Raw genomic sequence first — 13,943 nt, 5'->3', positions numbered from 1 at the left:
TGAAGGTTCCCGGGGGGAACAGCGTGTTGTCGGTCACGGTCGCAACTTCCTGCCGGTGAGATCCAGGAACACGTCCTCGAGGCTGCGTTGTTCGACCCGCATATCGGTGGCCAGCACGTCGATCTGCGCGCACCAGGCGGTGACGGTTGCCAGTACCTGCGGGTTGACCGGGCCCTCGACGAGGTACTCGCCGGGCGTCAACTCGGAGGCTTGATAGTCCTCCGGCAGCGCGGAGGCCAGCAGCGACAGCTCAAGCCGCGGTGGTGCGGTAAACCGCAACTGGTCTTTGGCGCCGGTTCGTGTCAGCTCGGTCGGGGTCCCCGCGGCCACCGTGACGCCGTGGTCGATGATGACCAGCCGATCCGCGAGTTCCTCAGCTTCTTTGAGTTGATGGGTGGTCAGTACGACCGTCACGCCGTCGCGGCGCAAAGCGTCGATCAACTCCCATACCACTAGCCGGGCGTGGGCGTCCATGCCGGCAGTGGGCTCGTCGAGAAAAACCAGCTCGGGACGCCCCACCAGCGCACAGGCCAGCGCAAGTCGCTGCTGCTGCCCTCCGGAGAGCCGCCGATAAGTGGTCTGGGCAACCTCGGTGAGCCCCAGGGTGTCCAGCAACCACCGCGGATCAATCGGGTCGGCCGCATAGGCGGCGACCAGGTTCAGCATTTCCCCGGCGCGTGCGGCTGGATATCCGCCGCCGCCCTGCAGCATCACGCCAATGCGGGGGCGCAGTCGCGCGTTGTCGGCGATCGGGTCCAGCCCGAGCACCTCGATGGTTCCGGTGTCCGGGCGTACGAAGCCCTCGCACATCTCGACGGTTGTCGTCTTGCCGGCACCGTTGGGGCCCAGCAGCGCCAGTACCTCGGAGGCCCGCACCTCGAGGTCGAGGCTGGAGACGGCCGTCAGGGATCCGTACCGCTTGGTCACTCCACATAGCCGGACTACGACGGAGTCTCCTGGGGATGCGTGGGGGGCCGAGCTCACGTGGAGTCAGCGTAGGCGCCCGGCGCCGACGTCGTCTGTGGGGTCACCGAAGCCTCAGCTGCGGGCACCGGGTCGACGAGCATCTGGTGTTTCGCTTCGCCGTTCCCCGTCGGCAGTCCTTGCCACGGTAACCGGTGGTAGGTCAGCGCAATCAGGACCAACACGATGATCGCGCTGGCCAGGGTGGCATCGATGATCTGAAACAACGCGAAGCGGTCCCCGTTGGCCGTCGGCCCGAAGATGCCGACGATGAGCGGGATGACGATGGCGGCCACCCGAAATCCGGTGCGGGTCGCCCACGCCGCCATCGGAATGATGGCCCAGAGCAGATACCAGGGCTGCACGACGGGGAACAGCAACACTGTGATGCCCAGCGCGACCCCGAGGCCGCCGATCGGGTGCAGCCGGCCGCGGAACACCGCCAGCAGCAACCAGCAGACCATCACCATGATGATCAGCACGCCCATGGCACGCGTCAGCGACAACACCGCGGTGGTGTGATCTCCCAAGCGCAGCAGAATGCCCACCTGCCCGGTGCCCAGCGCCAGCAGTGTCGGCGGCGACATCCAGCTGCGCACCACGTTGGCGGTGCCCAGCGTGTAGACCCAGCCGAAGCCCAGCCCGCTTGCCCATCCGACGATGGCCATCACCGACGTCGACAGTGTCGCCATGCCGCCGCCGGTCAGCAGCAGCGCTTTGATCGTGCCGCCGTAGCGGTAAGCCAAGGCCATCGTGATGAAGCCCAGCGCCAGCAGCGAAGGCAGCTTCACCTGCGACGACAGCGTGATCAGGATCGATCCGCCCAGCAACAGGGCCAGTGGTTCCCAGTCCGCGCCCGGGCGCCATGATGCGGGCATCAGGCGCGGGGTTTCCCCCGAGTCGGCCAAATCGATGCCACGAAGCGCGATTTCGGCGCCGGTCAGCATCAACCCGAGCATCAGTGCCTCGTTGTGGATACCGGCGACCAGGTGCATGAACAGCAGGGGATTGGCCGCGCCCAGCCACAGCGCGCTGACCTCGGCAACACCACAGCGCCGGGCCAGCCGCGGCGTGGCCCACACGATCAGCGCCACGCCGATCAACACCACCAACCGGTGGCAGAGCACCGCGGCGACAATGTTTTCCCCCGTCAGCGCGGAGATTCCGCGGCCGATCCACAGGAACAGCGGACCGTAGGGGGCCGGCGTCTCCCGCCACAGGCTGGGAACCGACAGCGTGAACACGTGGCCCAGACCCAGGCCGGACGCCGGGCCCACTCGGTAGGGGTCGAGTCCGTCGCGGGAGATCTGGCTTTGGGCCAGGTAGGAGTAGACGTCCTTGCTGTACATCGGCGGGGCGATGAGCAGCGGCAGCATCCACAACAGCAGGGTGCGGTCCAGGTCGCCGCGCGACATCTTCCGCTTGTCCAGCGCGAACCGGCCGAGCATCAGCCAGGCCAGCGCCATCATGACCGCACCGGTGGTGGTCATGGTCAACGACACGGTCTGGATTCGCGACGGCAGGTTGAGCAGCCGGACCCCGAAGGTGGGATCCTGCACGACCGGCCTGGCGCCGGCGCCCAGGGCCCCGATGCCCATCAAGACCGTGCCGGTGGCGCCGAACAGCCGGGTGCGTGCGAGCGCAGTCAGTTCGGCAGCGTTCAGCGGCGACCCCACCGCCTGCTCGTCACCGTGGAGGCTGGCGATCGACGAGCTCAGCGTGTGGTGGCGGGCTGCCATCAGAGCAGCCTAGCCCCGGCGACTTGGGATGGCTGGGCGCGCCGCGTTGCGGCGTGAGGGCACCCTCGCTAGACAGCTCCCTGGAATTACGTCACACTTGTGTTGTGAAAATCTCGGCAGCTACTCCTGCTGTCCCAGCCGCGGTCCCCGACGGTCATACCCGTCGCGCCATTGTGCGCTTGCTGGTGGAATCCGGGTCGATCACCGCCGGTGAGATCGGCGACCGGTTGGGGCTGTCGGCCGCCGGTGTGCGGCGTCATCTTGATGCGCTCATCGAGGCGGGCGATGCGGAGTCCGTACCGGCCGCGCCGTGGCAGCAGGCGGGACGCGGACGGCCGGCGAAGCGTTACCGGCTGACCTCGGCCGGCCGGGCCAAGCTGGACCACTCGTATGACGACTTGGCGTCGGCGGCCATGCGGCAACTGCGGGAGATCGGCGGCGACGTCGCGGTGCGGACATTCGCGCGGCGACGCATCGACGCGATTCTGGCCGATGTCGCCCGAGCCGACGGGCCCGGCGACGCCGCGGTGGAAGCGGCCGCGGAGCGGATCGCCGACGCGTTGACCACAGCCGGTTACGTCGCCACCACCACCCGGGTGGGTGGGCCCATCCATGGTGTGCAAATCTGCCAGCATCACTGTCCGGTGTCCCATGTCGCCGAGGAATTCCCGGAGTTGTGCGAAGCCGAGCAGCAGGCCATGGCCGAAGTGCTGGGAACCCACGTGCAGCGGTTGGCGACCATCGTCAACGGCGACTGCGCTTGCACCACCCATGTGCCTTTAACCCCGGCGCCCAGCCCGCGCCGCGACACTACGAGCATCAAAGGAGCGTCCGTATGACCATCGAGGCCAGCAAGACCGCTGCCGAGCCGCTGACCCAGGCGGAGGCAATTGCTTCGCTGAGCCGCTACGGCTACGGCTGGGTCGACTCCGATGTCGCCGGCGCCAGCGCTCAGCGCGGGCTGTCCGAGGCGGTGGTTCGCGACATCTCCGCGAAGAAGAACGAGCCCGAGTGGATGCTGCAGAACCGGCTCAAGGCGCTGCGCATCTTCGAGCGCAAGCCCATGCCGCGCTGGGGCTCCAACCTCGACGGCATCGACTTCGACAACATCAAGTACTTCGTGCGCTCCACCGAGAAGCAGGCCGCGACCTGGGATGATTTGCCCGAGGACATCAAAAACACTTATGACCGGCTCGGAATTCCCGAAGCAGAAAAGCAAAGATTGGTTGCTGGTGTAGCCGCCCAGTATGAATGTCTGGCCGGTGACACCTTGGTGTGGACCGCCAACCGCGGGCAGATCCCGATCAAAGAGATCGAGTTCGGCGATCGTGTGTTCGCCTACGACGAAGGTGCTGAGCGATTCGTCGTTGCGCCGGTTAAGGCATCGGCGCAGACGGACACCCGCCTTACCTATGCGGTCAAGACGACCCGGCGCAGCATCCGCGCGACCGACAACCACCCGATGCTGGTACTACGTGACGAACGCAAGGAGGGTAGCCAATGCGCCCGGTATGCCCGGCGTTGGGTCACCGTCGGTGCGATCAAGCCGGGTGACTTGATCGCGGTGCCGCGCCGCATCCCCGATGTTGGTGTCGCAGCTCAACTTCCGAGTGTTGTCGGGTTGAATTCACCACAAGCGAGCTCGCTTGACCTCATGTGGTTGTTAGGGCTTTACATCGGCGACGGCAACCTGCATCTGTCGACTAGGACCCACCGCGTTCAGTTCGCTATCGCGGCAACCGATGTGGAACTGCGGGCCGAATTGACCCGCGTCGTGAAGGACTTGTTCGGCCTGCGGTGCATCGAAGCTGATGAGTACCGCATCGTGGTGAACTCGAAAGCGCTGACCGAGTGGATCGTTGCCTTAGGCTTCGGGGGACTGTCTCTGACTAAGCGAGTGCCCGACTGGGTCTACGGCTTGCCGGTCGACCAGCGACTGGCATTCCTCGGCGGTTGGGTCGACGCCGACGGTTACATGACGCCGGACAAGAGCGGTTCGCTCTTACTGACGTGCGCCAATCAAAGCCTGATCGGTCAAGCGCGTGAACTAGTGGAATTGGCCGGATTGCGGGCAGACGGACCCTGGTCGTTCACGCAGCCCTATCGGCACGCGCCGGAGCGGATGCAAATCGCTTGGCGGCTGCGCATTTCGGGTGACTTTGAGCGGCTCGGATGCCGGAACCCCAAGCGAACCGATCGCTTTGGCCGTCGTCGCTACATGCATTCGTCCAACAATTCGCATGGGACGACGATCCGGGTGCACTGCAACGATTGGCTCGGTTTCGAGCGAGTCAAGTCGGTTGAACCCTATGCGGTGGAACCGGTGTACGACATCGAAGTCGACGGGCCGCACAACTTCGTTGCCGAAGGTCTGGTGGTGCATAACTCAGAAGTGGTGTACCACCAGATCCGGGAAGACCTTGAAAAGCAAGGAGTCGTCTTCCTCGACACCGACACCGGTTTGCGCGAGCATCCCGAGATTTTCAAGCAGTACTTCGGCACGGTCATTCCGGCCGGGGACAACAAGTTCTCCGCTTTGAACTCGGCCGTATGGTCGGGCGGCAGCTTCATCATGGTTCCGCCCGGCGTGCACGTCGACATCCCGTTGCAGGCCTATTTCCGGATCAACACCGAGAACATGGGACAGTTCGAGCGAACGTTGATCATCGTCGGAGAGAACGCTTACGTCCACTACGTGGAGGGCTGCACTGCGCCCGTTTACAAGTCGGACTCACTGCACTCCGCGGTAGTCGAGATCATCGTGAAGCCCGGTGGCCGTTGCCGTTACACGACCATCCAGAACTGGTCGAACAACGTCTACAACCTGGTCACCAAGCGGGCGCGCGCCGAAGCCGGCGCCACCATGGAGTGGATCGACGGCAACATCGGGTCCAAGGTGACCATGAAATACCCGGCGGTCTGGATGACCGGCGAGCACGCCAAAGGTGAAGTGCTGTCGGTGGCATTCGCCGGCGAAGACCAGCACCAGGACACCGGCGCCAAGATGCTGCACCTGGCTCCCAACACGAAGAGCAACATCGTGTCCAAGTCGGTGGCCCGCGGCGGCGGCCGCACCTCCTACCGCGGACTCGTCCAAGTCAACAAGGGCGCGCATGGATCCAAGTCCAGCGTGAAATGCGATGCGCTGCTGGTCGATACGATCAGCCGCAGCGACACCTACCCCTACGTTGACATCCGCGAGGACGACGTCACCATGGGCCACGAGGCCACCGTGTCCAAGGTCAGCGAAAACCAGCTGTTCTACCTGATGAGCCGCGGGCTGACCGAGGACGAGGCCATGGCGATGGTGGTGCGCGGCTTCGTCGAGCCGATCGCCAAGGAACTGCCGATGGAGTACGCGCTCGAGCTGAACCGGCTGATCGAGCTGCAGATGGAGGGCGCGGTCGGATGACGTCCGCTCCCGTATTGAACAAGGGTGAGCTGTTCGCGTCCTTCGACGTCGACGCTTTCGAGGTTCCGCACGGCCGCGACGAGCTCTGGCGGTTTACGCCGCTGAAGCGGCTGCGCGGCCTGCACGACGGCTCCGCGCCGGCCACCGGCGTTGCCCAGATCAGCGTCAGCGAGCACCCCGGCATCGGCGTGGAAACCGTGCGCCGTGGTGACGAGCGGCTCGGTCAAGCCGGTGTTCCGGCCGACCGGGTTGCGGCGCAAGCGTTTTCGTCGTTCAACTCGGCGACGCTGGTTACCATCGGGCGGGACACGCACATCGCCGAGCCGGTGAATGTCAGCGTCACCGGCCCGGGCGAGGGCGCAACCGCTTACGGGCACCTACAGATCCGGGTCGAGGAGCTTGCCGAAGCCGTCGTCATCATCGACAACCGGGGGAGCGGAACCTACGCCGACAATGTCGAATTCGTTGTCGATGACGCCGCTCGGCTGACGGTTGTGTGGATCGCCGACTGGGCCGACGACACTGTTCACCTCAGCGCCCACCACGCCCGGCTCGGCAAGGACGCCGTGCTGCGGCACGTCGCCGTCATGCTGGGTGGGGAGGTGGTGCGGCTGGCGGCGAATGTGCGCTTCGATGCTCCCGGCGGTGATGCCGAACTGCTCGGGCTGTACTTCGCCGACGACGGCCAGCACCTGGAATCGCGGCTGCTGGTCGACCACGCGCACCCTGACTGTAAGTCGAACGTGCTGTACAAGGGTGCGCTGCAAGGAGATCCGGAATCGTCGCGGCCCGACGCGCACACCGTGTGGGTGGGCGACGTGCTGATCCGCGCCGCGGCTACCGGCACCGACACCTTCGAGGTCAACCGCAACCTGGTGCTCACCGACGGGGCGCGCGCGGACTCGGTGCCCAACCTGGAAATCGAAACCGGCGAGATCGCCGGGGCCGGACACGCGAGCGCCACTGGACGTTTCGACGACGAGCAACTGTTCTACCTGCGCTCTCGAGGCATCCCGGAAGAGCAGGCCCGCCGGCTGGTGATCCGCGGCTTCTTCGGCGAGATCATCTCCAAGATCGCAGTGCCCGAGATACGCGAACGACTGATCACAGCCATCGAACACGAACTGGAAATTACGGAATCGAGATCAACAGCCTCATGACGACCCTGGAAATCAAAGACCTGCACGTCAGTGTCGAAAATCCCAACGCCGCCGACGGGGAGCGAGAAATCCCCATTCTCAACGGTGTCGACCTGACCGTGAATTCCGGTGAGACACATGCCTTGATGGGTCCCAACGGCTCGGGGAAGTCCACGCTGTCCTACGCCATCGCCGGCCACCCCAAGTATCAGGTGACCTCGGGCTCCATCACGCTGGACGGCGCCGACGTGTTGGCCATGAGCGTCGACGAGCGAGCACGAGCGGGGATATTCCTGGCCATGCAGTATCCCGTCGAGGTGCCCGGCGTCTCGATGTCGAACTTCCTGCGCTCGGCGGCAACCGCCATCCGCGGCGAGCCGCCGAAGCTGCGACACTGGGTCAAAGAGGTCAAGGCGGCGATGGCCGCACTCGACATCGACCCGGCCTTCGCCGAACGTAACGTCAACGAAGGCTTCTCCGGTGGCGAGAAGAAGCGTCACGAAATCCTGCAACTCGAGCTGCTCAAACCCAAGATCGCCATCCTCGACGAAACTGATTCGGGCTTGGACGTGGACGCGTTGCGGGTAGTCAGCGAGGGGGTGAACCGTTACGCCGAAACCGAGCACGGCGGCGTCCTGCTGATCACCCACTACACCCGAATCCTGCGCTACATCCATCCGCAACACGTGCACGTATTCGTCGGCGGCCGCATCGTCGAATCCGGCGGCCCCGAACTGGCCGACGAACTCGAGGAAAACGGCTACGTGCGTTTTACCCAAGCGGCGGCCGCTGGAGCGTAGGCATGACCATCTCCGCGACGCCATTGGATCTCGCCGCGATCCGTGCCGATTTCCCGATCCTGCAGCGTGTGATGCGGGGCGGAAACCAGTTGGCATACTTGGATTCCGGCGCGACGTCGCAGCGGCCGCTGCAAGTACTCGACGCCGAACGGGAGTTTCTCATCACCTCCAACGGCGCGGTGCACCGTGGTGCGCACCAGCTGATGGAAGAGGCCACCGACGCTTACGAGCAGGGCCGAGCCGACATCGCGGCGTTCGTCGGTGCCCGTGCCGATGAGCTGGTATTCACCAAGAACGCCACCGAAGCGCTCAATCTGGTGCCATATGTCTTGGGCGACAAGCGGTTCGAGCGCGCCGTCGGTCCCGGTGACGTCATCGTCACGACGGAGCTCGAGCACCACGCGAACCTGGTGCCATGGCAGGAGCTCACCCGGCGCACCGGGGCCAGCCTGCGCTGGTATGGCGTGACTGACGACGGGCGTATCGACCTGGATTCGCTGCGACTCGACGAGCGCGTGAAAGTGGTCGCGTTCAGTCATCATTCCAACGTGAGCGGTGCGCTGGCGCCGGTAACCGAATTAGTGTCCCGAGCAAGAGAAGTCGGCGCGCTGACCGTGCTGGACGCCTGCCAGTCGGTGCCGCACCAGCCGGTGGATCTTCACGCGCTGGGCGTGGACTTCGCCGCCTTCTCCGGGCATAAGATGTTGGGTCCCACTGGGATCGGCGTGCTATATGGCCGTCGCGAGCTGCTGGCCGCGATGCCCCCGTTTCTTACCGGCGGTTCGATGATCGAGACGGTGACCATGGAAGCGTCCACCTATGCGCCGTCGCCGCAACGCTTCGAGGCCGGCACCCCGATGACCTCCCAGGTGGTCGGATTGGCCGCCGCCGCACGCTATCTGGGCGCTATCGGCATGAACGCCGTCGAGGCTCACGAACGTGAGCTGGTCGCGGCGAGCATCGAGGGGCTGTCCGCTATCGAAGGTGTCCGCATCATCGGGCCCACAACGATGGAAAACCGCGGCTCCCCGGTCGCATTCGTCGTCGACGGGGTGCACGCCCACGATGTCGGCCAGATTCTCGACGACGAAGGTGTGGCGGTGCGGGTCGGACACCACTGCGCCATGCCACTGCACCGACGGTTCGGCGTGGCCGCCACCGCACGAGCATCCTACGCGGTGTATAACACGCTCGACGAAGTCGACCGGCTGCTGGCCGGGGTGCGACGGTCGTTGAAGTTCTTTGGGAGAGCCTGACGTTGCGACTAGAGCAGATGTATCAGGACGTCATCCTGGATCACTACAAGCATCCGCAGCACCGCGGGCTGCGGGAACCGTTCGGCGCGCAGGTCTACCATGTCAACCCCGTCTGCGGCGACGAGGTCACCCTACGGGTCGCGCTGTCCGACGACGGCACGACCGTCACCGACGTCTCCTATGACGGCCAAGGTTGTTCCATCTCCCAGGCGTCGACGTCGGTGCTCACCCAGCAGGTGATCGGCCGCAGCGTGGCCGAAGCGTTGCAGATCATCGACGCGTTCACCGAGATGGTGTCCTCACGTGGAACGGTGCACGGTGACGAGGACGTTCTCGGAGACGGAATCGCGTTCGCCGGCGTGGCGAAATACCCCGCACGGGTGAAATGCGCGTTGCTCGGATGGATGGCTTGCAAAGATGCGCTGGCTCAGGCCAGTCATGCCCTGGAGGAGGTCAGCAATGAGTGAAACCGCCGCTCCCAACGAAGAATTGCTCGCCGATCTCGAGGAGGCGATGCGCGACGTCGTCGACCCGGAGTTGGGGATCAACGTCGTCGACCTGGGCCTGGTCTACGGGCTGGACGTGGCGGACGGCGACGAAGGAACCGTCGCGCTGATCGACATGACCTTGACCTCGGCGGCCTGCCCGCTCACCGATGTCATCGAGGATCAGTCGCGCAGCGCGCTGGTCGGCAGCGGTCTGGTCGACGAGATACGGATCAACTGGGTGTGGAACCCGCCGTGGGGTCCGGACAAGATCACCGACGACGGCCGCGAGCAACTGCGCGCGCTCGGCTTCACCGTCTGATTTCCAGGGTGCCGGTGAAGCTGGCCCGGGGCGCCCCCATACCGGGGTCGATCCGATGCGGTCCAGATGCTGACGGCGTCACCGGAAAGTCAAAGATCGCAGTCGGAATGTATACGGTGGCACACGAATTGGGAATATCGACCACTCCGGACAGGCGTCCCTCGATAGGGGCCGACCCGAGTAGCAGATAAGCTTGCTCGGGGCTATAGCCGAACTTTGTCAGGTAGTCGATCGCATGCAGGCAGGCGCGCTGGTAGGCGAGATCCGAATCGAGGTATTTCTGTTCGCCGTCCAAGGTCACCGACGTGCCCGAGAAAGCGATCCACTCCGAATACTGCGGGGCGGTATTGCCCGGGACGAAGATGGCATTTTCATGGACGCCGTAGGTCTGCATGCCTCCTTTGATCACGTCCACATGGACGTCGATGAAGCCACCCATTTCGATGGCGCCGCAGAAGGTGATCTCGCCATCGCCTTGAGAAAAGTGCAAATCGCCGAACGACAAGTTCGCGCCGGGCACGAACACCGGATAAAACACCCGGGTACCTTTGGTGAGATTTTTGATGTCCTGGTTGCCGCCGTTCTCGCGGGGCGGAGCGGTGCGGGCGGCCTCGGCCGCGACGCGGTTGAACTCGTCGCCGGTCAGCGCACCCAGAATGGCGCCGTCTGGTTCCGGTGGCAGGGCAAGGGGCGGCACCCGATTGGGATCCGTCGCTATGAGAGCCCCCTCGCGTCTGTTCCAGGTCGCCAACAGTTGCGCGGACGGGGCCGTTCCCATGAGGCCCGGATGCACGATGCCGGTGTATTTGACGCCGGGAATGTGTCGCGAGGTCGCCGTTTGTCCGGCGAAGTCCCAGATCGCCTTGTAGGCGTCGGGGAATTGATCGGTGAGGAAGCCGCCGCCGTTGTGTCTGGCGAATATCCCGGTATAGCCCCAGCCCTGTCCGGCCAGGGGGCCCGAGTCCTCCTGCGGAATGGGACCGAGGTCCAGGATATCCACGATCAGCAGGTCGCCCGGTTCGGCGCCGTCGACCGCGAACGGTCCGGACAGGCAGTGCACATTCTGCAGGGGAGCGGTGAGGATGTCCTCGGCCGAATCGTCGTTGTGTATGGCGCCGTCAAACCATTCGCGGCAGTGTGCGCGGAACGTGGCACCGCGCTTGACGGTGACGGCCGGGGGGATATCCGGATGCCAGCGATTGTGGCCGATTATCTGTTGCTGATGGAATTTTTTGGTGGAATCCAGCGGGAACAGTAATTCAGGCACGTCGCACTCTCTGCACATGACGACTCTTGCAGCCCAAGATGACTGGTAACTGTGATGGTGCTGATGATCTTCTGCAAACCGCCCACGACAACGCCGGCGGCGGTCTACATGTCGCCGCCGACGACTTATAGTCGGCGGGGTGCCGACCTACCTATTCCGCTGCGCGCGGGGCTGTCCGAAATTTGTCGAGCAGCATCCGATGGCCTCAGTGCCCGACAGCGCCGCCTGTCCGCAGTGCGCTTGCCTGGCCAGAAGAATTCCCGCTGCGCCGATGGTCGGTATCGGTCGCAGCGCCGCGATGCGACTCCACGACCGCACCCGGGCCACCGCTGACTCACCGCAGGTGGTCAGCGGCCTGCCTCCTGCCCGCCGTGGCAGGGCCAACATCACCATGAACGCACTGCACCGCGCGCTGCCCCGGTCATAGCCGCACGCGGGCTTCGGCGCCCACGGCCCGTCAGAAGGCAGCTTCGGGTATGCGCATGATCTCGTCGTCGACGGATTCGATGACGGCCCGGACTCCGGACAGCTTGGGCAGAATGTTCTTGGCGAAGAAACCCGAAACCGCGACCTTGCCTCGGTAGAACGCCTCGTCGTCCTTGGACGGTCCGTTGGCCAACGCCGCATGGGCGACTCCGGCTTGCACTAACAGCCGCCAGCCGATGATCAGGTCGCCGACGGCCAGCAAGTATCGCACCGATGCGAGCCCGACCTTGTAGATGTCGGTCGGGTGCTGCGCGGCGGACATCAGGTAGGTGGTCAGCGCGCCCGTCATTGCGGTGACCTCGTCGAGCGCGGTCTGCAGCAGCGCGGCTTGCGGTTTCAGCGCTTCATCGATGTTGTCGATGGTCTGCGTTATCTGAGCCGTCACAAACTGCAGCGCCTGGCCGTGGTCGCGGACGATCTTGCGGAAGAAGAAGTCCAGCGCCTGGATGGCGGTGGTGCCCTCATAGAGCGAATCGATCTTCGCGTCGCGGATGTATTGCTCGATGGGATAGTCCGTCAAGAAGCCCGAACCACCCAGGGTCTGCAGCGACTCGGTCAGGACCTCGTAGGCCCGCTCTGAGCCGACGCCTTTGACAACCGGCAGCAGCAGATCGTCCACGCGGTGCGCCATGTCTGGGTCGGCGCCCGAAACATGTTGCGCCACAGCGTTGTCCTGGTGTGCGGCGGCATACAGATACAGCGCCCGCAGGCCCTCGGCGTAGGCCTTCTGGGTCATCAGGCTGCGGCGAATGTCGGGGTGGCGCATGATCGTGACGCGAGGCGCGGTCTTGTCGGTCATCTGGGTCAGGTCCGCGCCCTGCACCCGTTCTTTGGCGTAGGCGAGCGCATTGAGGTAGCCGGTGGACAGCGTGCCCGTGGATTTGACGCCGATGGTCATACGGGCGTGCTCGATCACGGTGAACATCTGCGCGATCCCGTTGTGCACTCCGCCGACCAGGTAGCCGACCGCGGGCACGTCGGTGGCGCCGAAGGTCAACTCGCACGTCGGGGAGGACTTCAGTCCCATCTTGTGTTCCAGGCCGGTGACGTAGACCCCGTTGCGCGGGCCGAGTTCACCGGTGTCCGGGTCGAAAAGGTAGTTGGGCACGTAGAACAGGCTCAAACCTTTGGTCCCCGGACCTGCGCCCTCCGGCCGGGCCAGCACTAGGTGGAAGATGTTTTCGGCCGTGTCGCCCACGTCGCCGCCGGAGATGAACCGCTTGACGCCCTCGATGTGCCAGCTGCCGTCGGGTTGTTCGACGGCCTTGGTCCGGCCGGCACCGACGTCGGAGCCCGCGTCGGGTTCGGTGAGCACCATGGTGGCCTGCCAACCGCGTTCGACACCCATTGCCGCCCACTGTCGTTGCTGATCGGTGCCCTCGACGTACAGGGACTGGGACAGCGTCGGACCCAGGTTGTAGAAGGCCGCAGAAGGGTTGGCGCAGTAGATCATTTCATTGACGGCCCAGACCAGTGGTGCGGGTGCGGGCATGCCGCCGATCTCTTCGGCCAAACCCAGGCGCCACCACTCGGCGTCTTTGATCGCTTGCACCGTCTTGACCAACTCGTCGGGCACGCTGATGGAGTGGGTGGCCGGGTCGAAGACGGGTGGGTTGCGGTCGGCGTAGGCGAAGGTCTCGGCGACCGGACCTTCGGCCAAGCGGGCCGCCTCGGCCAGGATGGTGCGCACCGTGTCGGCGTCGAGCTCGCTATAACGCCCGGTGCCGAGGACGGCGCCGACATCGAGAACCTCGAAGAGGTTGAATTCGAGATCGCGGACGTTGGCGATGTAGTGGCCCAATGCGGTTCCCTTCACTTCGGCGGCTCGATCCTTGGCCGGGTTTTGACCGGGCCCAGTTTCCCCGAGTGAGGAAAACGTACGCAACCGTAACCACCGGCACGGTGCGCTGACCTGCCGCTACGGCTAGCCGTTCGCGCCGTTTTGGCCGAACAGCAGCCCCCGCAGGCCGCCGGTGCCAGGGGTGCTGCCGATGGCCGTGGCGTGGCCGCCATTGCCGCCGTTGCCGATGAGCAGCGCGTTGCCGCCGTTGCCGCCGTTGCCTGGCGGAAAGGT

12 protein-coding genes are annotated in these 13,943 nt (G+C 64.9%); 8 read left to right on the top strand and 4 right to left on the bottom strand.

Translation table 11 applies throughout. The features are described from left to right. Positions 1-33 precede the first annotated feature (33 nt). Together BST40_RS13700 and mptB are read right to left on the bottom strand one after the other, a co-directional pair. Positions 34-984 (bottom strand): ABC transporter ATP-binding protein, encoded by a 951-nt coding sequence (locus BST40_RS13700; protein ID WP_083154504.1) that lies wholly within the window; start codon positions 982-984, stop codon positions 34-36. Next, positions 981-2,702: a polyprenol phosphomannose-dependent alpha 1,6 mannosyltransferase MptB gene (gene mptB / locus BST40_RS13695; protein ID WP_083154502.1), complete on the bottom strand. Its 1,722-nt coding sequence runs from the start codon at positions 2,700-2,702 to the stop codon at positions 981-983. The genes BST40_RS13700 and mptB overlap by 4 nt, the downstream gene beginning before the upstream one ends. 32 nt (positions 2,703-2,734) lie before the next feature. Here mptB and BST40_RS13690 point away from each other — a divergent pair, with 32 nt between their 5' ends. The 7 genes from BST40_RS13690 to BST40_RS13660 are packed head-to-tail and all read left to right on the top strand — an operon-like array spanning position 2,735 to position 10,116. Next, the gene (locus BST40_RS13690) at positions 2,735-3,541 is read left to right on the top strand and encodes a helix-turn-helix transcriptional regulator (protein WP_089025140.1); all 807 of its coding nucleotides are present in this window, start codon (positions 2,735-2,737) and stop codon (positions 3,539-3,541) included. Then, entirely contained in the window at positions 3,538-6,114 is a 2,577-nt protein-coding gene (gene sufB / locus BST40_RS13685; protein WP_162877242.1) for a Fe-S cluster assembly protein SufB, read from the top strand. The genes BST40_RS13690 and sufB overlap by 4 nt, the downstream gene beginning before the upstream one ends. Further along, positions 6,111-7,274: a Fe-S cluster assembly protein SufD gene (gene sufD, locus BST40_RS13680; protein WP_075546066.1), complete on the top strand. Its 1,164-nt coding sequence runs from the start codon at positions 6,111-6,113 to the stop codon at positions 7,272-7,274. Before sufB ends, sufD begins: the two co-directional genes overlap by 4 nt. Beyond that, a complete protein-coding gene (gene sufC, locus BST40_RS13675; protein WP_063470159.1) occupies positions 7,271-8,053 on the top strand; it encodes a Fe-S cluster assembly ATPase SufC in 783 nt (260 codons plus the stop codon). The genes sufD and sufC overlap by 4 nt, the downstream gene beginning before the upstream one ends. 2 nt (positions 8,054-8,055) lie before the next feature. Next, complete coding sequence (locus BST40_RS13670; RefSeq protein ID WP_083154500.1) at positions 8,056-9,309, top strand: cysteine desulfurase; 1,254 nt, start codon at positions 8,056-8,058, stop codon at positions 9,307-9,309. Further along, on the top strand, positions 9,306-9,776 hold the full coding sequence (gene sufU, locus BST40_RS13665) for a Fe-S cluster assembly sulfur transfer protein SufU (protein ID WP_075546068.1): 471 nt from the start codon (positions 9,306-9,308) through the stop codon (positions 9,774-9,776). Before BST40_RS13670 ends, sufU begins: the two co-directional genes overlap by 4 nt. Continuing rightward, complete coding sequence (locus BST40_RS13660; RefSeq protein ID WP_036401045.1) at positions 9,769-10,116, top strand: metal-sulfur cluster assembly factor; 348 nt, start codon at positions 9,769-9,771, stop codon at positions 10,114-10,116. The genes sufU and BST40_RS13660 overlap by 8 nt, the downstream gene beginning before the upstream one ends. Here the strand turns inward: BST40_RS13660 and fmdA are convergent. Beyond that, on the bottom strand, positions 10,106-11,383 hold the full coding sequence (gene fmdA, locus BST40_RS13655; RefSeq protein WP_075546069.1) for a formamidase: 1,278 nt from the start codon (positions 11,381-11,383) through the stop codon (positions 10,106-10,108). The two genes, BST40_RS13660 and fmdA, sit on opposite strands and share 11 nt — an antisense overlap. Before the next feature lie 139 nt (positions 11,384-11,522). On the opposite strand from fmdA, the gene BST40_RS13650 reads away from it, so the two are divergent. Next, on the top strand, positions 11,523-11,810 hold the full coding sequence (locus tag BST40_RS13650; protein ID WP_075546070.1) for an FmdB family zinc ribbon protein: 288 nt from the start codon (positions 11,523-11,525) through the stop codon (positions 11,808-11,810). Positions 11,811-11,840: 30 nt separating this feature from the next. Here the strand turns inward: BST40_RS13650 and BST40_RS13645 are convergent, their stop codons facing one another. After that, positions 11,841-13,670, bottom strand: coding sequence for an acyl-CoA dehydrogenase (locus BST40_RS13645; RefSeq protein ID WP_083154513.1), 1,830 nt, complete (start codon positions 13,668-13,670; stop codon positions 11,841-11,843). Between the last annotated feature and the right edge of the window lie 273 nt (positions 13,671-13,943).

Source organism: Mycobacterium persicum, from assembly GCF_002086675.1.
Classification (GTDB): domain Bacteria; phylum Actinomycetota; class Actinomycetes; order Mycobacteriales; family Mycobacteriaceae; genus Mycobacterium; species Mycobacterium persicum.
The sequence above is the reverse complement of the archived record's forward strand: the minus strand, read 5'-3'. Positions and strand labels throughout refer to the sequence as shown.

Coding starts and splice junctions, on each gene's coding strand:
- BST40_RS13660 (WP_036401045.1), top strand. CDS start 9,769: ATGAGTGAAACCGCCGCTCCCAACGAAGAATTGCTCGCCGATCTCGAG.
- sufD (WP_075546066.1), top strand. CDS start 6,111: ATGACGTCCGCTCCCGTATTGAACAAGGGTGAGCTGTTCGCGTCCTTC.
- sufC (WP_063470159.1), top strand. CDS start 7,271: ATGACGACCCTGGAAATCAAAGACCTGCACGTCAGTGTCGAAAATCCC.
- sufB (WP_162877242.1), top strand. CDS start 3,538: ATGACCATCGAGGCCAGCAAGACCGCTGCCGAGCCGCTGACCCAGGCG.
- mptB (WP_083154502.1), bottom strand. CDS start 2,702: ATGGCAGCCCGCCACCACACGCTGAGCTCGTCGATCGCCAGCCTCCAC.
- BST40_RS13670 (WP_083154500.1), top strand. CDS start 8,056: ATGACCATCTCCGCGACGCCATTGGATCTCGCCGCGATCCGTGCCGAT.